The 20,649-nt window shown below is 63.4% G+C and carries 20 protein-coding genes; 12 read left to right on the forward strand and 8 right to left on the reverse strand.

Features of this window, described 5'->3' with window-relative positions:
• The first annotated feature begins 8 nt into the window (after nt 1-8).
• From ACO07C_RS00580 to ACO07C_RS00595, 4 genes are all read left to right on the forward strand, one after another.
• Nucleotides 9-800 (forward strand): ABC transporter ATP-binding protein, encoded by a 792-nt coding sequence (locus ACO07C_RS00580; protein WP_421912295.1) that lies wholly within the window; start codon nt 9-11, stop codon nt 798-800.
• Nucleotides 801-1,142: 342 nt separating this feature from the next.
• A complete protein-coding gene (locus ACO07C_RS00585; RefSeq protein WP_421912296.1) occupies nt 1,143-2,021 on the forward strand; it encodes an ABC transporter permease in 879 nt (292 codons plus the stop codon).
• On the forward strand, nt 2,018-3,172 hold the full coding sequence (locus ACO07C_RS00590; RefSeq protein ID WP_421912297.1) for an ABC transporter permease: 1,155 nt from the start codon (nt 2,018-2,020) through the stop codon (nt 3,170-3,172). The genes ACO07C_RS00585 and ACO07C_RS00590 overlap by 4 nt, the downstream gene beginning before the upstream one ends.
• A 40-nt stretch (nt 3,173-3,212) precedes the next feature.
• On the forward strand, nt 3,213-4,184 hold the full coding sequence (locus ACO07C_RS00595) for an ABC transporter substrate-binding protein (RefSeq protein WP_227346551.1): 972 nt from the start codon (nt 3,213-3,215) through the stop codon (nt 4,182-4,184).
• Between the two features lie 69 nt (nt 4,185-4,253).
• Here ACO07C_RS00595 and ACO07C_RS00600 read toward each other — a convergent pair whose 3' ends face one another.
• Nucleotides 4,254-4,712, reverse strand: a complete 459-nt coding sequence (locus tag ACO07C_RS00600) for an Lrp/AsnC family transcriptional regulator (protein ID WP_421912298.1) — start codon at nt 4,710-4,712, stop codon at nt 4,254-4,256.
• Nucleotides 4,713-4,848: 136 nt separating this feature from the next.
• Here ACO07C_RS00600 and ACO07C_RS00605 point away from each other — a divergent pair, with 136 nt between their 5' ends.
• Nucleotides 4,849-6,132 carry a cystathionine gamma-synthase family protein gene (locus tag ACO07C_RS00605; RefSeq protein ID WP_421912299.1) on the forward strand — a complete coding sequence of 428 codons (1,284 nt, stop codon included), beginning with the start codon at nt 4,849-4,851 and terminating at the stop codon, nt 6,130-6,132.
• 176 nt (nt 6,133-6,308) lie between these two features.
• A complete protein-coding gene (locus ACO07C_RS00610; RefSeq protein WP_421912300.1) occupies nt 6,309-6,752 on the forward strand; it encodes a CHRD domain-containing protein in 444 nt (147 codons plus the stop codon).
• A 51-nt stretch (nt 6,753-6,803) separates the two neighbouring features.
• On the opposite strand, the gene ACO07C_RS00615 is transcribed toward ACO07C_RS00610, so the two are convergent.
• The 3 genes from ACO07C_RS00615 to ACO07C_RS00625 form a co-directional block, all read right to left on the reverse strand.
• Nucleotides 6,804-8,453, reverse strand: a complete 1,650-nt coding sequence (locus tag ACO07C_RS00615; RefSeq protein WP_421912301.1) for a thiamine pyrophosphate-binding protein — start codon at nt 8,451-8,453, stop codon at nt 6,804-6,806.
• The gene (locus ACO07C_RS00620) at nt 8,450-9,625 is read right to left on the reverse strand and encodes a CaiB/BaiF CoA transferase family protein (RefSeq protein WP_421912302.1); all 1,176 of its coding nucleotides are present in this window, start codon (nt 9,623-9,625) and stop codon (nt 8,450-8,452) included. Before ACO07C_RS00620 ends, ACO07C_RS00615 begins: the two co-directional genes overlap by 4 nt.
• A 105-nt stretch (nt 9,626-9,730) precedes the next feature.
• On the reverse strand, nt 9,731-10,663 hold the full coding sequence (locus tag ACO07C_RS00625) for an alpha/beta fold hydrolase (RefSeq protein WP_421912303.1): 933 nt from the start codon (nt 10,661-10,663) through the stop codon (nt 9,731-9,733).
• A gap of 212 nt (nt 10,664-10,875) precedes the next feature.
• On the opposite strand from ACO07C_RS00625, the gene ACO07C_RS00630 reads away from it, so the two are divergent.
• The gene (locus ACO07C_RS00630) at nt 10,876-11,883 is read left to right on the forward strand and encodes a ribonuclease T2 family protein (protein WP_421912304.1); all 1,008 of its coding nucleotides are present in this window, start codon (nt 10,876-10,878) and stop codon (nt 11,881-11,883) included.
• Between the two features lie 50 nt (nt 11,884-11,933).
• Here ACO07C_RS00630 and ACO07C_RS00635 read toward each other — a convergent pair whose 3' ends face one another.
• Complete coding sequence (locus tag ACO07C_RS00635) at nt 11,934-13,229, reverse strand: GGDEF domain-containing protein (RefSeq protein WP_421912305.1); 1,296 nt, start codon at nt 13,227-13,229, stop codon at nt 11,934-11,936.
• A gap of 242 nt (nt 13,230-13,471) precedes the next feature.
• Between ACO07C_RS00635 and ettA the strand changes: the two genes are divergently transcribed.
• The 4 genes from ettA (at nt 13,472) to ACO07C_RS00655 (ending at nt 17,630) form a co-directional block, all read left to right on the forward strand.
• Nucleotides 13,472-15,121, forward strand: coding sequence for an energy-dependent translational throttle protein EttA (ettA, locus tag ACO07C_RS00640; protein WP_421912306.1), 1,650 nt, complete (start codon nt 13,472-13,474; stop codon nt 15,119-15,121).
• Between the two features lie 48 nt (nt 15,122-15,169).
• A complete protein-coding gene (tam, locus tag ACO07C_RS00645) occupies nt 15,170-15,940 on the forward strand; it encodes a trans-aconitate 2-methyltransferase (protein WP_421912307.1) in 771 nt (256 codons plus the stop codon).
• Nucleotides 15,941-16,055: 115 nt separating this feature from the next.
• Nucleotides 16,056-16,391 carry a hypothetical protein gene (locus tag ACO07C_RS00650; protein WP_421912308.1) on the forward strand — a complete coding sequence of 112 codons (336 nt, stop codon included), beginning with the start codon at nt 16,056-16,058 and terminating at the stop codon, nt 16,389-16,391.
• A gap of 117 nt (nt 16,392-16,508) precedes the next feature.
• Nucleotides 16,509-17,630 carry a beta-ketoacyl-ACP synthase III gene (locus ACO07C_RS00655; protein ID WP_421912309.1) on the forward strand — a complete coding sequence of 374 codons (1,122 nt, stop codon included), beginning with the start codon at nt 16,509-16,511 and terminating at the stop codon, nt 17,628-17,630.
• Between the two features lie 17 nt (nt 17,631-17,647).
• Here the strand turns inward: ACO07C_RS00655 and ACO07C_RS00660 are convergent, their stop codons facing one another.
• Entirely contained in the window at nt 17,648-18,214 is a 567-nt protein-coding gene (locus ACO07C_RS00660) for a methyltransferase family protein (RefSeq protein ID WP_421912310.1), read from the reverse strand.
• A gap of 125 nt (nt 18,215-18,339) precedes the next feature.
• Nucleotides 18,340-18,849, reverse strand: a complete 510-nt coding sequence (locus ACO07C_RS00665; RefSeq protein ID WP_421912311.1) for a hypothetical protein — start codon at nt 18,847-18,849, stop codon at nt 18,340-18,342.
• Nucleotides 18,850-19,028: 179 nt separating this feature from the next.
• Here ACO07C_RS00665 and ACO07C_RS00670 point away from each other — a divergent pair, with 179 nt between their 5' ends.
• Nucleotides 19,029-19,646, forward strand: coding sequence for an MOSC domain-containing protein (locus ACO07C_RS00670; protein WP_421912312.1), 618 nt, complete (start codon nt 19,029-19,031; stop codon nt 19,644-19,646).
• Between the two features lie 61 nt (nt 19,647-19,707).
• On the opposite strand, the gene ACO07C_RS00675 is transcribed toward ACO07C_RS00670, so the two are convergent.
• Nucleotides 19,708-20,547, reverse strand: coding sequence for an SDR family oxidoreductase (locus tag ACO07C_RS00675; RefSeq protein ID WP_421912313.1), 840 nt, complete (start codon nt 20,545-20,547; stop codon nt 19,708-19,710).
• Nucleotides 20,548-20,649 lie beyond the last annotated feature (102 nt).

The raw sequence follows: 20,649 nt of genomic DNA on the forward strand, positions 1-20,649 counted from the left end.
CGCGGCCGATGACAGGAGCCTCGCCAGCCGTCGTTTCGGCAAGCAAACTAGGCCTCACCTTTCAGACCAATGACGGCCCAGTGCAGGCGCTGTCCAATGTCGACCTGACCATCGGCAAGGGTGAGTTCGTCTCCTTCATCGGGCCATCGGGCTGTGGCAAGACCACCTTGCTGCGTGTCATCGCGGATCTGGAGAAGCCGACCTCCGGCACGATTTCGGTCAACGGCATGACGCCCGAGCAGGCGCGCGAGAAACGCGCGTACGGCTATGTCTTCCAGGCTGCCGCGCTGTTTCCATGGCGCACCATCGAGCGCAATGTCGGGCTGCCGCTGGAGATCATGGGCCTGCCCAAGGCGGACCAGGCGGAGCGGATCAAACGTACGCTCAACCTCGTCAATCTATCGGGCTTTGAGAAGAAATATCCCTGGCAACTGTCAGGCGGCATGCAGCAACGCGCCTCGATCGCCCGCGCGCTGGCCTTCGACGCCGACCTTCTATTGATGGACGAGCCGTTCGGCGCGCTGGACGAGATCGTGCGCGACCATCTCAACGAGCAATTGCTGGAACTGTGGGGACGCACGAACAAGACGATCTGCTTCGTCACCCACTCCATTCCCGAAGCCGTGTACCTGTCGACGCGCATCGTCGTCATGTCGCCGCGCCCGGGCCGGGTCAGCGACATCATCGAATCCACGCTGCCCAAGGAACGGCCGCTCGACATCCGCGAGACCCCGGAGTTCCTGGCCATCGCGGCGCGCGTGCGCGATGGCTTAAGGGCAGGGCACAGCTATGATGATTGAGGGTCAGAGCCGCTTCGATGGAGTGGTCCATCATCCCTTCGTCATCCTAGGGCAAAGCAAGCGCGAAGCGGCTTGCGCAGACCCTAGGATCCATGCCGTGACATCAGCCGAAGAGTGCAAACGGCCCAGAGTACTCGCTAAACAGAGCGAGGCGCCGGGAGCTGTGTTCCGCACCGCTGCGGCGCGGCTAGGTAACGGCATGGATCCTAGGGTCTGCGCCGCGTCGCTTCGCTCCTTGCTTCGCCCTAGGATGACGAAGAGAACAGCGGCCGACCTCCGCTTCGCTCCGGCCACCCTCTCCCCGTTGGGGAGAGGAGGGCGCGTACCTGGCGAGGCCTGCTGATGGACACTTTCCGCGACAAGCTCATCCCTGTGACGTCGATCCTCTTGGGCGTGGTCGTGCTCTGGTACGTTTTCGCGGTCATCCTCAACGCGCCGTTCCAGCGCGATCTCGACCGCCGTGCCAATGAGACCTCCACGTTCAGCGAGCTCATCGGCAAGACGCTGTCGCAGCCGAAGCCGACGCTGCCGGCGCCGCATCAGGTGGCGATGAACTTTTTTGAAAACACCTTCCTGCGGCCGATCAATTCAAACCGCAGCCTGGTCTACAATGCCTGGGTGACGCTGTCGTCGACGCTGCTCGGCTTTGCCTTCGGCACCGCGCTCGGCATCGTCATCGCTGTCGGCATCGTGCATGTGGCGACGCTCGATCGCAGCCTGATGCCGTGGATCATCGCCTCGCAGACCATTCCGATCCTGGCGGTGGCGCCGATGATCATCGTCGTTTTGGCAGCGGTCGGCATCACCGGCCTGATCCCGAAGGCGATGATCTCGACGTACCTGTCGTTCTTCCCGGTCACCGTCGGCATGGTGAAGGGGCTGCGCTCGCCCGAGATCATGCATCTCGACCTGATGCATACCTATAATGCCAGCCGCACGCAGACCTTCTGGAAGTTGCGCGTGCCGGCCTCGGTGCCGTTCCTGTTCACCTCGATGAAGGTGGCGGTGGCGGCAAGCCTTGTCGGCGCCATCGTCGGCGAGCTGCCAACCGGCGCGGTCGCCGGCATCGGGGCGAAACTGCTCGCAGGCGCCTATTACAGCCAGTCCATCGACATCTGGTCGGCACTGGTCGCAGGCTCGATCGTGGCGGCCTTGCTGGTCATGGTGGTCGGCATTGCCGGCCGCGTCGTCGACCGCGCCATGGGCGGGAGGCCGGCATGAACCGGCTGAAACTCTCCTGGCAAGCGGTGCTGGCCATTGGGCTGTGCCTGGTGGCGGTGGCGCTTGGCGCGATCGCCGCGCCAAAAGTGGATCCGCTGGCGCAGGCCGCGGGGACGTTGATATATCCCTATGCGGCGACGACCTGGCTGATCTTCGGCGCCCTGCTTCTCGCGGCATTGATCTCGATGGCCCGAATACCCCCCATTTTCGAGGCTGTGGTGCTTTTCATTGGTGCGCATCTGGTGGCGTGGCTGTTGATTGCCGGCATCGCCGGATTCGAAGGCCTGGCGCGGGCACCGTTCTTCCTGCTGCTCGCCGCCGCGTGGCTGCTCGGCTGGCGCTGCGTCGCCGTGCTGTCGGGACTTCGCCCGATGGCGAGCGGGGCTCGGACCGCGCTGCGGCTGATCATCCCGGCAATCTTCGGCGCCTGGATCCTGATCATCTGGGAGGCCGTGACGCGTGGCGCCGGCATTCCCTTCATCCTCTTGCCACCGCCGAGCGCCATCGGCGTGCGTATCGCCAACTCGCTGCCGATCCTCGGCGCCGATGTCCGCCAGACCATCTTCAAGGCGGTGATCTTCGGCTATGTGGTGGGCAGTGGGGCCGGCTTCATCACCGCCGTGCTCGCCGATCGCGTGCCGTTCCTACGGCGCGGGCTGCTGCCGATCGGCAACATGGTGTCGGCGCTGCCGATCATCGGCGTCGCACCCATCATGGTCATGTGGTTCGGCTTCGACTGGCAGTCGAAGGCGGCGGTGGTCATCATCATGACCTTCTTCCCGATGCTGGTGAACACTGTCGCCGGGCTCTCGGCTTCCGGCCATATGGAGCGCGACCTGATGCGCACCTATGCTTCGAACTACTGGCAGACGCTGCTGAAGCTGCGGCTGCCGGCGGCCGCACCCTTCATCTTCAACGCGCTGAAGATCAATTCGACGCTGGCGCTGATCGGCGCCATCGTCGCGGAGTTCTTCGGCACACCGGTCGTCGGCATGGGCTTCCGCATCTCGACCGAGGTCGGGCGGATGAACATCGACATGGTTTGGGCCGAAATCGCGGTTGCAGCACTTGCGGGTTCGGTCTTTTATGGCGTGGTCGCTCTTGCGGAAAGAGCCGTCACGTTTTGGCATCCCTCTGTCCGTGGTGGATAGGGGCGGTGGGTTTAGGGTGCTAACTCCAGAGGGTAAGAAAATGAAAAAGCTGATTATTCCGATGCTGGCCGGCGCAATGTCGCTTGCCGCTTTCCAGGCAATGGCCGCCGACAAGGTGACGTTGCAGCTGAAATGGGTCACGCAGGCTCAGTTTGCCGGCTACTATGTTGCCAAGGCCAAGGGTTTCTATGATGCCGAGGGCCTCGACGTCGACATCAAGCCGGGCGGCCCGGACATCGCACCGGAGCAGGTGATCGCCGGCGGTGGCGCCGACGTCATCGTCGACTGGATGGGCGGCGCGCTGGCCGCGCGCGAAAAGGGCGTGCCGCTGGTCAACATCGCCCAGCCGTTCAAGAAGGCCGGCATGGAGCTGGTCTGCCCGAAGGACGGTCCGATCAAGACCGAAGCCGACTTCAAGGGTCATACGCTGGGCGTCTGGTTCTTCGGCAACGAGTATCCGTTCTACGCCTGGATGAACAAGCTTGGCCTGAAGACCGATGGCGGCAAGGACGGGGTCACCGTCCTGAAGCAGAGCTTCGACGTGCAGCCGCTGATCCAGAAGCAGGCGGATTGCATCTCGGTCATGACCTACAACGAGTACTGGCAGCTCATCGACGCCGGCTACAAGCCGGACCAGCTGACCGTGTTCAACTACTCGGCCATGGGCAACGACCTGCTTGAGGACGGCCTCTACGCGTCACAGGACAAGCTCAAGGATCCGGCCTTCGAAGACAAGATGGTGCGTTTCGTGCGCGCCTCGATGAAGGGCTGGAAATACGCCGTCGACCATAATGACGAAGCGGCAAGCATCGTCATGGACGGTGGCGGCCAGGACGAGAACCACCAGAAGCGCATGATGAGCGAAGTCGCCAAGCTGATCGACAATGCCGACGGCAAGCTCGACCCGGCAACCTACGAGCGCACCGCCAAGGCGCTGCTGGACCAGAAGATCATCACCAAGGAGCCGACCGGCGCCTATACGACCGCGATCACCGACAAGGCGATCAAGTAAGCCCGCCAGAGCATGATCCCCAAGGGATCATGCTCAAACGACAAGATGGAACGGCGCCCTGGCCATGTGTCAGAGGCGCCGTTCCTTTATGGTGTTCATGACGAAGCTGGTCTCGATCGAGGCGACGCATTTCAGCCGCGCGATCTTTTGCTTGATGAAGCGCTCATACTGGTCGAGGCCGCCCGTCACCACCTTCAGCACATAGTCGCGCGAGCCGGTGACGAGATGGCATTCCAGAACCTCCTCCCAGCCGCGGATCGCGTCCTCGAACATCACGATCTCGTCCTCGTTCTGGCGGCTGAGCCGGATGGTGGCGATGGCAACCATGGTCCAGCCGAAGGCAGCGGGATCGACCAGCGTGGTATAGCCCTTGATGACCCCGGTTTCCTCCAGCCGCCGCACGCGCCTGAGACAGGGCGATGGCGACAGGCCAATGCGCTCGGCAAGCTCGTTGTTGGTGATACGCGCATCGGCGCGCAGTTCATGGAGGATCTTGCGGTCAAAGTCATCGGCTATCTTCTGCTGCATTTCTGGTCCTTTCACGCAATTTGTTGTGACAGTGCAGCCATAGCGGTCCAAAAATAGCAAGGACTGGGTGGTGGGGATCGCATAAATTGCCGGGTGCACGTCTCGAAAAGCAGCTCCTCGAAAAGCAGGGAATACCATGACCGCGCCGCGTCCTTCGAAAACCCATATCGGCAACCATAAGCTCCATCCGGAGACGCTGATGCTGAGCTATGGCTTCGATCCGCAACTGTCGGAGGGCGCGGTCAAGCCGCCGGTGTTCCTCACCTCGACCTTCGTGTTCAAGTCGGCGGAGGAGGGGCGCGATTTCTTCGACTACACATCAGGCCGAAAGGAGCCGCCGAGCGGCACGGCCTCCGGCCTGGTCTATTCGCGCTTCAATCATCCCAACAGCGAGATCGTCGAGGACCGGCTGGCCATCTATGAGGGGACGGATGCCTGCATCCTGTTTTCGTCCGGCATGTCGGCGATCGCCACGACGCTGCTTGCCTATGCTCGCCCCGGCGACGTCATCCTGCATTCGCAGCCGCTCTATGGCGGTACCGAGACGCTGTTGACCCGCACGCTTGCCGGTTTCGGCATTGGCGCTGTCGCCTTCGCGGATGGTGTCGACGAAACGGCGGTACGCGCGGCAGCCGATGCGGCGACCGCCAAGGGCCGCGTATCGGTCATCCTGATCGAGACGCCTTCGAACCCGACGAACAGCCTCGTCGACATCGCGCTGATGCGCAAGATCGCCGACGAGATCGGCGCCAGCCAAGGTCTGACGCCGATCATTGCCTGCGACAACACGCTGCTCGGCCCGGTCTTCCAGAGGCCCATCGAACATGGCGCCGATATTTCCGTCTATTCGCTGACCAAATATGTCGGCGGCCATTCCGACCTGATCGCGGGCGCGGTCATGGGCAGCAAGGCGGTCACCAAGCCGATCAAGGCGCTGCGCGGCGCGATCGGAACGCAGCTCGACCCGCATTCCTGCTGGATGCTGGGCCGTTCCCTGGAGACATTGTCGATCCGCATGGAGCGGGCCAACGACAATGCACGCCTGGTCGCCGAATTCCTGCATGACCATGCCAAGGTCGAGAAGGTTCATTACCTGCCGTTCCTGGGCGAGCATACGCAGGCAGGCCGGGTCTATCGCGCACAGTGCAGCGGCGCGGGCTCGACCTTCTCCTTCGACATCAAAGGCGGCCAGAAGGCGGCTTTCGCCTTCCTGAACGCACTGCAGATCTTCAAGCTGGCGGTGAGCCTCGGCGGCACGGAGTCGCTCGCCAGCCATCCGGCGGCCATGACCCATTCGGGCATTCCCTTCGATGTGCGCCAGCGCATCGGCGTTCTGGAGACCACGGTCAGGCTGTCGATCGGCGTCGAGCACCCCGACGACCTTATCGCCGACCTGACGCAGGCGATGGCCGCCGTCTGACGGCGGCCATCGGTCAGGTTCCGGCATTCACAGAAAGGTGGCGGGTGATCGCGCCTTTTTGTCGACCGACAAAATAAGCGAGAGCTGAAGGATACATCGGGCCGCGCAACCGTTATGCTGGTGCATCCGCGCGCTGGGGAGCCGCAGAGGATGTCACCCCTGAAACGGAGATTATCATGCGTATCCAATCCTTCTCACCGATGCTTTCGGCGCTGGCCATTTCGGCCTCATTCCTGCTCGCGTCGCCGGCTTTCGCCGAAACTGTGAAGCTGAAGGCAACGCTTGACGGCGCCCAGCAGAATCCGCCGGTCACCACCAAAGGCAAGGGCGCCGCCGCTCTCACCTTCGACACCACCAGCAAGAAGCTGAGCTGGACGGTGAATTATTCCGGTCTCAGCGGGCCGGCGACCGCCGGGCACATTCACGGGCCAGCGGCGATTGGTGAAAATGCCGGCGTCGTCATTCCGTTCAAGGGCAAGCTGAAAAGCCCTGTGAAAGGTTCGGAGACATTGACCGATGCGCAGGCCACCGATCTGCTGGCCGGCAAATATTACGTCAACATCCACACGGCCGCCAACAAGGACGGCGAGATCCGTGGCCAGATCGACAAGGCGATGTAGGCGGGTCATTGCCGACTGAAAAAGGGGCGAGCGATCGCCCCTTTTCCTATGTCAGGCCTTGTCGCGGATCTGGGTCATCGTACGGGTTGGCGTAATCGCTTCCGGATCGAGCCTGATCTCGACGATCGCCGGCTTGCCGCTGGCGCGGGCGCGTTCGAATGCAGGCGCGAAGTCGGCGGTCTTTTCGACCGTCTCGCCATGACCTCCATAGGCGCGGGCGAGAGCCGCGAAGTCCGGGTTGTTGAGATCGGTGCCAACGACCCGGCCGGGATATTCGCGCTCCTGGTGCATGCGGATGGTACCGTATATGCCGTTGTTGACGACGATGACGATGATCGGCAGGCCATATTGCACGGCGGTGGCGAATTCCTGGCCGTTCATCAGAAAGCAGCCGTCGCCGGCGAATGCGATCACCGTGCGATCCGGATGGAGCGCCTTGGCGGCAACCGCGGCCGGCGTGCCATAGCCCATCGAACCTGAGGTCGGGGCCGCCTGCGTGCCGAAGCGGCGGAAGCGATGGAAGCGGTGCACCCAGGTGGCGTAATTGCCGGCGCCATTGGCGAAAATGGTGTCTTCCGGCAGCGTCTTCTCCAGATAGTTCATGATCGGGCCCATCTGGACGGGGCCGGGGCCGGTTTCCGGCGGCGTCGACCACTCGAGATAGGCTGCGTGGAGTTTCGGTGTTTCGGCGGCCCAAGCTGGGGCTCTTGCCGGCTGGCGCTTAGCGAAGGCTTCGACGAAGGCGGAGGGCGAGGCGTTGATGGCGAGCGTCGGGCGATAGACACGGCCAAGTTCGCCGGCATCGGCGTGGACATGGACCAGTGTCTGGTCGGGGTAGGGGCTCTTCAGCAGCGTGTAGTCGGAGGAGGGCATCTCGCCCATGCGGCCGCCAATCAGCAGCACGAGGTCCGCTTGCTTGATCGCGGTTGCCAGCTTCGGATTGATGCCGATGCCGACATCCCCGGCGTAGTTGGGGTGCAAATGATCGAACAGCATCTGGCGGCGGAAGGAGCAGCCGACCGGCAGTGACCATGCCTGTGCGATTGTACGCATTCTGGCCACGGCGTCGGCATCCCAGCGCGTGCCGCCGAGAATGACGAAGGGCCGGCTGGACTTGGCCAGCAAGCCCTCGAGCGCGTCGAGTTCGGCATCGCCCGGCCGGGTCTCGACCGCTGTGTAGGGCACAGCGGCTGGCGCCTCGACCACGCTGGTCAGCATGTCCTCGGGCAGCGAGATGACCACCGGGCCGGGACGGCCCGATGTCGCCACCGCGAAGGCTCGGGTGACGAATTCTGGGATGCGCGACGCGTCGTCGATCTCGACGACCCATTTGGCGATGTCGCCGAAGAACCGTTTGTAATCGACTTCCTGGAACGCCTCGCGCTCCTTGGCGTGGCTGGCGACCTGGCCGATGAACAGGATGAGGGGGATCGAATCCTGCATGGCGATGTGGATGCCGGCCGACGAATTGGTGGCGCCGGGACCGCGTGTGACGAAGCAGATGCCGGGCTTGCCGGTCAGGCGTCCCTGGCAGTCCGCCATCATCGCCGCGCCGCCTTCCTGGCGGCAGACGATGGTGCGGATGGTCGAATCATGCAGCGCGTCGAGCACAGCGAGATAGGATTCGCCGGGAACGCAAAAGATGCGGTCGGTGCCGTTGGCTTCGAGCGCGTCGACGATCAGTTGTCCGCCGGTCTTCATTTCCCTGACCTCTCCAGCTCAGCAAGGATTTCTTCGGTGTGTTCGCCAAGACGCGGCGAGGGCCTTTCATAGGCCAGCGGCGTGCCCGACATCACCATTGGCGCGCGCACCGAGGGCAAGAGATTGCCGTGGCCGTCGTCGAGATCGAGCCGCATGCCGCGCGCGATCGTCTGCGGATCGGCGAACATCTGGCCGATGTTGTTGATGGGACTGGCCGGCACGCTGGCCGCTTCCAGCTTCGCCAGCAGCGGATCGCGATCGAGAGGCTTCAGCGCCTCGATGATGCGTTCGCGCAGCTTCACCCGGTTGGCGACACGGGCGGGATTGGTGGCGAAATCAGGGTTCGAGGAAAGGTCGCTCAACCCGACGGCGGCACAAAACTTGGCGAACTGGCCGTCATTGCCGACAGCCAGGATGATGTGGCCATCCTTCACCGGCAGCACCTCGTAAGGCGCGATGTTCATATGCGCATTGCCCATCTGCACCGGCGATTTGCCGGACACGAGATAGTTGAGGTTCTGGTTGCCGAGCGCCGAGATCTGGGTGTCGAACAGTGCCATGTCGATCTGCTGCCCTTCGCCGGTCTGCTCGGCGTGGCGAAGCGCCGCCTGGATGGCGATGACCGAATAGAGGCCGGTGAAGATGTCGGAGATGGCGACGCCGGCCTTTTGCGGCTCGCGGCCGACTTCACCGGTGATCGACATCATGCCGGCCATGCCTTGGATGATGAAATCATAACCGGCGCGCGGGGCGTAGGGGCCGGTCTGACCGAAACCGGTGATCGAACAGTAGATCAGCTTCGGATTGATCGTCTTCAGGCTGTCGTAGTCGAGCCCGTATTTCTTCAGCCCGCCAAGCTTGAAGTTCTCGATCAGAACGTCGGCTGTCGCGACCAGCCGGCGCACGGTTTCCGCGCCTTCCGGCGTCGAGAAGTCGACGGCGATGGAGCGCTTGCCGCGATTGCAGGCGTGGTAATACGCGGCCGACAGGTTCTCGCCGTCATGGCTCATGACGAAGGGCGGGCCCCATTTGCGGGTATCGTCGCCGCCTTCGGGGCTTTCGACCTTGATGACATCGGCGCCGAGATCGGCGAGCAACTGACCGGCCCAGGGCCCGGCAAGGATGCGGGCGAGTTCGACGACGCGGACGCCTTTCAGCGGGGGTTCACTCATGGATCACCGTGGTTGGTCGAAAGCTCAGGCTCTATCAAGACAGGCCTTGGCTGTCACGGTCCTTGCGGTGGGCCAAGGCGCCGGCTCACAGAAAGGGTCGATCGGTCATTGTTTCAGCACGCTGTCGGCCCAAACCGCGAAGTTTTCCATGATGACGTCCCTGTTCACCTCGTTCAGGCTTTCGTGGCGGGTCTGCCCGTAAACTTTTGAAACGAGATTCGAAAAGCCCATTGCGCGCATGCGCCCGGCGAGGTTGCTGATCGCCTTGCCGCCATCGGTGGCGGGGTCCTTTTCGCCGCCGACCAGGAGGATGGGCAGCGTCTTGCCGACGCCGGCAAAATTGGCGTTGTCGGCGCCCCGGAAGATGAAGCCGAAAACATCGCGCCACATCGACACCGAGGCATCCCAGCCGCACAGCGGGTCGGCGATGTATTTGTCGACCTCGGCTGTGTCGCGCGACAGCCAGTCGAATGGGGTGCGGTGGTGCGGCACGGCCTTGCCCCAGGCCTGGAAGGTGAGTTTCGGCAGCATGCGCGACGGCACGTCGGAGCCCAGCCGGAATGTTTCCCAGGCAAGCACGGCCTGTGCCGCGCGGCCGAGAAGCCCGGCGGAAAAATTGGCGTTCCATATGGCGGCCGCGCGAACACGTGCCGAATGGCCGAGCATGAAATTCAGCGCGATAAGGCCGCCCATCGAGTGGCCGAAAAGGATGACCGGAATGCCCGGATGTTCGGCGGCGATGAGGTCATGCACGGCGCCGGCATCGGCGATGACCTTGGCGGCGCCATCGACATCGCCAAACCGTCCCAGCGGTGCGTCGGGCGCCTTGGTGGCGCCGTGGCCGCGATGGTCATGGGCATAGACATGGTAGCCTCGTCCGGCCAGGAAGTCCGCGAAGCGGGCATAGCGGGCGGCGTGTTCGGCCAGGCCGTGATTGATCTGGACGACCGCGCGGGCAGCGCCGTCGGCCCGTTTCAAATAGAGGTTGAGATCGGCGCCGGTTGACGAGTGGAGCACGCGCTGTTGGCTGAATGACATCGCCGCTTCATCTCCAACATGCGAGGATCGCGGCGCGCCTGGATGGACGCGTCGCGCCGGAGGCTTTTGTTTGCGCCGGCAGCCGTTTTGCGTCAATCGCGAGCGTCAGTTTTTCTGTGTCGATGTTCTTGCTTCGGCGCGCGCCATACCGCAATTCTGACACGGAAACAGCGGCAGTGTGTCGCCGCGATTGTTGAGCCAGGGGTGGTGAAATGCGGACGGGTCTTGTCTGGGGATTGGGAATTCTGGCCGCGTCGCTGGCTGGTGCCGCGCGGGCCGATGTGAAGATGAGCGGTACCTTCGTGGCCGACGCTTCGTGTCCGGCGACGCAGGCGATCAAGAGCGGCAAGAATCCAGGCAATCTGTCCACCGATGCCGGGAAGACCTACGACCTTCTGGCCGGCAACAAGGATACGCCGACGCATTACCTGATCCTCGTGCCGGGCGCCGATCCGGAGCGCCGCTGGGTAAAGGTGAGTTGCGGCCATGTTTCGGGCGGCAGCGCCTCAGCCATGCCCACCGCGCCGGAGGCGCAGGGCAGACAGGCGGCTTCAGGCAAGCCGGAGTACATTTTCGCGCTGAGCTGGCAGCCCGCTTTCTGCGAGACCAAGCCGAGCAAGACCGAATGCAGGACCCAGAACGCCAGCGATTTCGACGCGACGCATTTCACCTTGCATGGGCTGTGGCCTCAGCCGAACGGGAACTTCTATTGCCAGGTGCCGGCAAACGACAAAGCCAATGACAATCCGGGCCGCTGGAGGGATTTGCCGCCGGTCAAGCTGGATGACAAGACGCGGGCGGAGCTCGACCAGGTGATGCCGGGCACCGCGTCCAATCTCGAGCGGCATGAATGGATCAAGCACGGCACCTGCTACGGCAAGAGCCAGCAGGAGTATTTTTCGGATGCGCTCAACCTGATGCGCGCGGTGAACACGTCGCCCGTGCGCGATCTTTTTGTGAAGAACATCGGCCAGAAGCTGACCGCGGACCAGATCCGCGGCGCCTTCGACAGTGCCTTCGGCGCAGGCGCGGGCGACCGGGTCCGGGTATCCTGCGTCATCGATCCTTCGAATGGCAGGCGGCTGATCGGCGAGTTGACGCTGGGGTTGGCTGGTCCGATCGGTCCGGACAGTTCGCTCAAGGATCTTCTCCTGGCGTCGGTGCCGACCAACAAGGCCGGCTGTCCCACGGGCACTGTCGATCCCATCGGGTTCCAATAGAGCGGCGACCGACGCTCGCGGCGCGGGAAGGCTGATCGGTTCACGGACGGCTACAAGCCGGTGCGGTGTTTCGGCGTGGTCCAGGTGGCCGCGCCATGGCTTTCGGTGCCGGCTGGTTCGCCGACGACGCGGTCGCGTCCGGTGAGCTTGGCCTTGTAGAGGCGCTGGTCGGCCAGCGCGAAGAGATCGGCCAGGCGGCGCGTGCTGTCGCTGACGGTGGAGACGCCGGCACTGACAGTAAGGTCGAATTTGCTGGCGATCGCGGACGCCTTGACGGCGTGGCGGATGCTCTCGCCAAACAGCCTTGCGACCGAATGCGGCCGCGAGCACAGGATGGCGAATTCCTCGCCGCCGATCCTGAATGCCTGATCACCCTCGCCAATGGCTTCGGTCAACACGGCGGCGATGGATTTCAGCACCTTGTCGCCCTCGGCATGGCCGAAGCGATCATTGATCGATTTGAAGTGATCGACGTCGATGATCAGCAGGCTGAGCGGCTTGAATGTCCGCAGGCTGGTGGCGACCGCGGCCTCGCCATCGGTTTCAAAGCTGCCGCGATGCAAAAGCCCGGTCAGGCCGTCGCGGCCGACATGCTTGACCAGCGCCTCGTAACGCTCGCGATAGGTCAGCGTGTCGAAAATGTCGGAAAGTCCGCGCGGCACCACGATCTGGCGCGCCTCGAACCAGCGCAGATAGGCGACAAGCATGGTGCTGAAGATCAACGCGGCGACCATCTTGGCAAACCAGCCACCGAGGAAGACCGCGAACGGCGCGTCGGCGAAGATATGAAGCGCCGCGAAAAATCCCGCTTGGTCGAAGGTCAGCACACAGCCGACCGAGACCAGGATGCGCGCGAAGGGCGACCTGCGCAGATATTTGCCAAGCTTTTCGTAGAGAAGGATGATCAGGATGGCGTCAATCACAAGCAGTGTCGTGCCCCACACCATCAGCCAGCCCATTTCGTCGATGAAGCCGATATCGGGCAGCTTGCCGCTGGGCAGCGACGCGATGTCGTGCATGCGCAACAGCAGCACCAGTCCGATCGTCAGGGCATTGCCGATGAACAGGCCGTAGATCGGCTGGCGGACAGTGGCGGCATCTTCCTTGATGTAGAGCAGCAGAAGCATCACCAGCTTGCCGGAAAACAGCACGGCCGATCCAGGCGACACGAGACCGAAAGGCAAGGCGACGTAGAAGACGCTGGCGAGGTAGGTTTCGAGGAAGTGCATGACGCCGAGCGCGCACAGGAACACGCCAAGGCCAATGCGGCTCCTGAACCGGAAAAGGGTGACCATGACCCCGAAGTAGAGGACCGCTTCGGCAAGGAGCAGGATACTGTTCAGCAATGCCGTCGATCCGATCTCTTTCCTGGAATCGCGGCGCGCTGGCGATTCCACCCCCGTACTGTTTTGACGTGGAAGGGTTAACCGGACCTTTCCCGCGCGCCCGCGGCCAGCGAAAACTTCCATGGTTCGGCGGATGTCGGCGGTGCCAGGCGGGGTTGATGTGCCAAAAGCGATTGCCGTTCGGCACGGCATCGCCTACATAGCGCGCAACTTCCATTCATTCGGATCAGGGAAAAGCGCGCGTGGCACGCCAGTTCATCTATCACATGGCCGGCCTCAACAAGGCCTATGGCACCAAGAAGGTGCTCGAGAACGTCCATCTCTCCTTCTATCCCGACGCCAAGATCGGCATCCTGGGCCCCAACGGCGCCGGCAAGTCGACGATCCTCAAGATCATGGCCGGTATCGACAAGGACTGGAACGGCGAGGCGTGGCTGGCCGAAGGCGCCACCGTCGGCTACCTGGCGCAGGAGCCGGCGCTCGATGCGGACAAGACCGTGTTCGAGAACATCATGGAAGGCGTCGCCGCCAAGACCGCCATCATCGAGCGCTACAACGAATTGATGATGAATTATTCCGACGAGACGGCCGACGAGTCGGCCAAGCTCCAGGACGAGATGGACCGGCTGAACCTGTGGGATCTCGAACAGCAGGTCGAAATGGCGATGGAGGCCTTGGGCTGCCCGCCCAAGGACGCCAATGTCACCAAGCTGTCGGGCGGCGAGCGTCGCCGCGTCGCCCTCTGCCAGCTTCTGCTGCGCCAGCCCGACCTCTTGCTGCTCGACGAACCGACCAACCATCTCGACGCCGAGACGACGGCGTGGCTGGAAAAGCATCTGCGCGCCTATCCGGGCGCCGTGATGATCATCACCCACGATCGCTACTTCCTCGACAATGTCACAGGCTGGATCCTTGAGCTCGATCGCGGCCGTGGCATTCCCTATGAGGGCAACTACACCAAGTATCTTGAAGCCAAGGCCAAGCGCCTCAAGCAGGAAGGCCGCGAGGACGACGCCCGCCAGCGCGCCATCGGCCGCGAGCGCGAGTGGATCCAGTCGAGCCCCAAGGCCCGGCAGACCAAGTCGAAGGCTCGTATCCAGGCGTTCCAGGACCTGCTGGATGCAGCCGACAAGCGCAGGCCGACGGATACGCAGATCGTCATTCCGCACGGCGAGCGGCTCGGCAATGTGGTCATCGAGGTCGAGGGCCTGTCGAAGGGCTTTGGCGATACGCTGCTGATCGACAATCTCGAGTTCAAGCTGCCGCCCGGCGGCATCGTCGGCGTGATCGGCCCGAACGGCGCCGGCAAGACGACGCTGTTTCGCATGATCACCGGCCAGGAAAAGCCGGATGCCGGCTCGGTCCGCGTCGGCGAAACGGTGAAGCTCGGCTATGTCGACCAGAGCCGCGACCAGCTCGACCCCTCCAAGACCGTCTGGGAAGAGATTTCCGGCGGCGCCGAAGTGGTCAAGCTCGGCAAGTTCGAAGCCAACACGCGCGCCTATTGCGCGTCGTTCAACTTCCGTGGCGGCGACCAGCAGCAGAAGGTCGGCAACCTGTCAGGCGGCCAGCGCAACCGCGTCCACCTGGCCAAGATGCTCAAGACCGGCGGCAATGTGCTGCTGCTCGACGAACCAACCAACGATCTCGATACGGAAACGCTGGCGGCACTGGAAGACGCGCTGGAAAACTTCGGCGGCTGCGCTGTGATCATCTCCCACGATCGTATGTTCCTCGATCGTCTCGCCACGCACATCCTCGCCTTCGAAGGCGACAGCCATGTCGAATGGTTCGAGGGCAACTTCGAGGACTACGAGCAGGACAAGATCCGCCGGCTCGGCCCCGATGCCGTCAACCCGCACCGCATGACCTACAAGAGGCTGACGCGGTAAGGGTTCAGCGGGGCGGCGAATTTCTCAACGGATACGAGGAGAGCTCAAATGGCCGATTGGTCCGCCGCCCAATATCTGAAATTCGAGGACGAGCGCACGCGACCGGCGCGCGATCTCGTCGCGCAAGTGCCGGTCGACTTTCCGCGCCGGGTCGTCGACATAGGCTGCGGTCCCGGTAACTCGACGGAACTACTGGTCGAGCGCTGGCCGGATGCCGGGGTGAGCGGGTTCGACACCTCTCCCGACATGATCGAAAAGGCGAAGGCTCGCCTGCCGGGTGTCATCTTTGACCTGGCGGACGCCTCCACATGGCAGCCGGCCGAGCCGGTCAATGTCATTTTCGCCAATGCGGTGTTCCAGTGGCTGCCGGAGCATCCGGCGGTGTTCCAGCGGCTGATGGGTTTTCTGGCCCCCGGCGGCGCGCTGGCCATCCAGATGCCCGACAATATGGGTGAGGACTCGCATCGTCTGATGCGGGAGACCGCGGCTGAAATGCCGTTCGCGGCGAAGATGAAGGGCGCGGCGCGCGCGCCGCTGCCGCCGGTGTCGTTCTACTACGACCTGCTATCGCCGCTGAGCGATCGGCTGGATATCTGGCATACGATCTACAACCACCCGCTCGCGGATGCGCAGGCCATCGTTGAATGGGTGAAGTCGACGGGGTTGAAGCCTTTTGTCGATCCGCTGGATGCCGACGAGAAGGCGCTGTTCCTCGACAGCTACACGGCCAGGATCGCCAAGGCCTATCCGAAGACGGCCAGTGGCAAGGTGCTGTTGCGCTTCCCGCGAATCTTCATCGTCGCCAAGCGGGCCGGTTAAGATCGGTTAGCCACGCCGCACAACCGGGGGGCGCATGGCTTGACCCGGTTTGGCCGCCGTGCGCATTTCATCGCCGCAGGATCCCGATGGGCAGACCCGTGGGAGGGAGTGGGTGATGACACTGAAGAAGCTGGTGTTCGGCGGCGGCGTGTGCGCGGCGGCATTTCTGGCCCTGTCGATGTCGGCCGAGGCCAAGCGGGCGCGCTGCTTTACCACCGACGATGGTTATTTCCCCTGTAACTACAGGGCCATCGACGGTGCGGGCAGCTTCCGCATTTCGGCGCCGGGATATCCGACATACGTGCTGGAGATCGACGGGCCGGGCTTTGCCTATGGCTATGTCAATCTTGGCCGCCGCAATGTGCCGCTGGCCGGCCAGTTCGTGCGCAGCCGCGACGACGGCGCGTGCTGGAACAACCCGCAGACCAATACCAAGTTGTGTGCCTGGTGAAATCGGGTGAATGTTTCTGCTTAAGCCGGCGTAAACCGCCACAATGAGAAAAGCCTGAGCCCCGAGTCCTTCGGCGCTCACATGAAGCCGCAGTGCTTGCGGATGGACGGACTGGACATGCATCGCGTCATCATCAGCGGCATAGGCGTTGAAATCCCGCAATCCAGGATCACCAATGAAGAGCTGGTCGCGAGCTTCAACATCTGGGTCGATACCGAGAATGCGCGCCGGGCGATCACAGGCGAGACGCCGCTGCAGAAATCGGACAGCGCCTTCATCGTCCATGCCTCGGGCGTCCAGACGCGCCATGTGATCGAGCGGGAAGGCATTCTCGACCCGACCCGCATGGCGCCGCGCATTCCGGCTCGGCCCGATGTTGCGCTGTCGCTGCAGGCCGAGTTCGGCGTTGCTTCGGCCAGGAAGGCGATCGCACACGCCGGCATCGAGCCGTCGGACATCGATCTGGTGATCTGCTCGTCCTCGCATCAGCAGCGGCCGTATCCGGCCATCGCCATCGAGATGCAGGAAGCGTTGGGCACGACCGGCGCCGGCTTCGACATGGGGCTTGGCTGCTCGTCGGCGGCGGCCGCATTGCACATGGCCGTCAACCTGGTGCGCTCTGGCGCGCACAAGCGCGTGCTGGTGACGACGCCGGAGATCATCACCGGACACCTGAATTTCCGTGACCGGCAGACCCATTTCATTTTCGGCGATGCGTCGGTGTCGATGATCGTCGAGGGGCTCAACCAGGGCGAAAGACGGCCTGGGCGGTTCGAGGTGCTGGATACACGTCTGTGGACTCAGATGTCGAACAACATTCGCACCAATCTCGGCTATCACACGCGCACCGCCCAGGATGATCCCTACATGATCAACCTCGAAGGCAACCTGATCAAGCAGGTGGGTAACAAGGTGTTCAAGGAAGTCACCGTCGCCGGTCACAAATTCATCGTCGAGTTCCTGGCCGAGCACGGGCTGACGCCGGAGGCGATCCGCCGCTTCTGGCTGCACCAGGCGAATGCCCGCATGAACGCGATGATCCTGAAACTGTCGTTCGGCCATGAGGTCGACCATGACCGAGCGCCGATGGTGCTGGAACGGCTGGGCAACACGGCAGGCGCGGGCGCCATCATCGCGCTGTCGGAAAACCACGCCGACATGAAGCCCGGCGATTTCGGCCTGCTGTGCGCTTTCGGCGCGGGCTATTCGATCGGCGGCGCGCTTCTCAGGATGCTGTAAGCTGCTCCTGACCCGCGTCAGGCCGGCGCGAACGGCACCAGCATCGGAATGCGGCCGGCATAGTCGTCATAGGCCGTGCCCAGTTCGCTGCGCAGGAAGCGCTCTTCCAGCCTGGCCTTCATGACGATGCCGATGGTGAGAAGGATGGCGCCGGCGATGCCCCATACGGTGCCCTTGGCTGCCATGGTGGCAAGGATCGCCAGCAACAGCCCGGTATAGATGGGGTGGCGGACAAGGCCGTAGGGACCGGTGTCTACCACTTGGTGCTCGGCCTTGGCCGTCACCGTGCCCGACCAGAGCCGGCCGAGGTGAAGGCGCGCCCACCAGCTGAACACGAGACCGGCCGCGATCAACGCGACGCAGATCCAGGCCTCGATCCTGTCGGGTATCCACAGCCGCAGGCGTCCGACATAGCCATGTGCCGGGATAAAGAACAGGATCGCACCGATCAGCAGCACGGCCCGGTAGGGCATTTCAGCCTGGAAGCCGGCGCGCCGCTTGACCGGTGCTGCCCAAAATGCCGCTGCGCCCCACGAGATCGCCCAGATCAACCAGAGCAATATTATTGCCGTAACCGGACGCATCGTGACACTCCGTAGCCGTGCCCGGTCATCAAAGGCGCGCGGCGCGGCGGTAATGCGGCGCGGCGTCGAAACAAGCTTGGTTTCAGGTAAGAAGATCGTGATCAGGCGCCCGGCTGTTCGCCCGCCTATCCCCAGAGCAGGATAATCGGAGACGCGAGTACAAGGATACCGGCCAGGATAAACCGGCGTCCGCCAAATGTCCGCATTTCGGACAGGGGCAGCCACCAGCGGACGAGCGCATAGCCGACCGCGATCGCCACGCTGTAAAGCGCGGCCCAAAGGAATATGCGCCATTCCCCTCCAAACAGGCCGATGGCCAGGCCGAAGCCGGTGAGCGCGCCCAGGATACCATAGCCGACATCGAACATCAGTGTCGTGGTCATGGACAATGGCCGCCAGATCATCGGAAAGGCGATCGCGACGGCGGCGGTCAGAAGCCATATGCTGATGATGGCCTGAAGCGTGGAGGAACTGGCGATCGAGGTGGCGACGCCGGTCAGATGCCCTGGTGCCGACAGACGCACGACCTGGGCGATCCTGTCGATGATCGCGGCCCAGATCCACAGCAGGAAGGCGCAAGCCATGAAGATGGCGAAATTACCGGCTGAGCGCCGCACAAGCTCACTCTGTTCCATGGCCATCTCCTGTTTCGGGAGGTTAGCATCGGAGCCAATGAACGGGAACTCAAGTGCTCATGCGCGTTGCCGATCAAATGAGCCTCGGCCGAAGAGTTGCGCGCTTTGGCCCTAACCGCTCTTGCGGCGTTGCCAGCCGAAGGGCAAAACCGGGGAGCATGAACCAAGGAAAGAACGCCATGCTGGATCTTTTCCCCGAGACCGAAAAGCCGGTCGACATCATTCCTGCCAGGAAGCTCTCCGCCCGCGCGGCCGCACTCTACGTCGCATCATCGGATGATTTTCAAACGCGCTCGGCGGAGGAATTGCGGCTGGGCTTTGCCGGCATCGATGGCGACTTCCATGCCGGCGCGACGCGCCGGTCCGGCGGCCGCGAACCTTGGTATCCGCGCGGCACGGAAATGCGCAATGAGCGGCAATTGTCTATCGTGGCGGCGGACGAACTCGCGGTTGTCGCCGAACGGATGGGGCTGGCCGAGATCAAGCCGGAGTGGATCGGCGCCAACATGCTGATCGAAGGTGTGCCGCATCTGTCGATGCTGCCGGCCGGTTCGCTGCTGTTCTTCAAGGGCGGCGTGACCATCAAGGTCGATGCGCAAAACGGGCCGTGCCGTCTTGCCGGGCGCGCGGTCGCCGAAAATGCTGGCATGGCCGACGTCGAGGCCGGCGCGCTGCTGTTTCCGAAAGCCGCCAAGCGTCTGCGTGGCTTGGTCGCCTGGGTGGAAAAGCCAGGCGTGATCAAGGCCGGCGAGGAATTGTCGGTGCGGGTGCCCGAGCAGTGGATTTACCGGGCCTGAACCGGAATCTCGAGGGCGGGGCCGCGCCGCCAGGGGCGACGCGGCGAGATTTCAGCGGGCGTCAGGCCTTGCGGTTCTTGTTGGCGCCCTGCGCCTGATCGGACACGTGATCCCACTTTTCCCAGAGCGCGATGCGGTTGGCGTATTCCTGCTTGATCATCGGCAGGCCGCCATCGCCGAAGAACACGCGCAACGGTGGTTCGGCGGCATCGACGATGGCGAGCATCGCCGGGCCCGTGGCCTCTGGATCGCCCGCCACGGCGCGCTTGCGGCGTTCGGCCGTGGCGGCACGGGCCGGGGCGTAGGCTTCGATCGGCTTGGAAACCTTGGCCGACGGGCCGGACCAGTCGGTGGAGAAGCCGCCGGGCTCGACCAGCGTGACATGGATGCCGAATTCCGCGACCTCGAGGCTGAGCGCCTGGCTGAAACCTTCAAGCGCCCATTTCGAGGCATGGTAGAGGCCGAGCGAAGGAAAGGCGTTGACGCCGCCGATCGATGAGATCTGGATGATGTGGCCCGAACGCTGCGCCCGCATGATCGGCAGCGCCGCCTGCGTGACCCACAGGGCGCCGAACACGTTGGTCTCGATCTGGTCGCGGGCTTCCTGCTCGCTGACTTCCTCGATGGCGCCGAAATGGCCATAGCCGGCATTGTTGATGACGACGTCGAGCCGGCCGAAACGCTTGTGCGCCTCGGCAATGGCCGCCTCGACGGCCTCCTTGTCGGTGACGTCGAGTTTTATCGCGGCGACACGGTCGCCGTATTTTTCGACGAGGTCGGAAAGCGTGCCGGCATCGCGGGCAGTCGCCGCAACCCGGTCGCCGCGCGCCAGCGCAGCCTCGGCCCAGACGCGGCCGAAACCCTTCGACGATCCGGTAATGAACCAAACCTTGTTTGTCATGATGTGGAATCCTTGCCCAGCAGGGCGCGATTTTGTGGAAGCGGAGGCTTCTCCGCTTGCTGGCATATACGGCGCGGTCCGCATTTTTCCAGACGCGGTAAG

Origin of the sequence: Mesorhizobium sp. (assembly GCF_965229135.1) — a bacterium.
GTDB lineage: Bacteria > Pseudomonadota > Alphaproteobacteria > Rhizobiales > Rhizobiaceae > Mesorhizobium.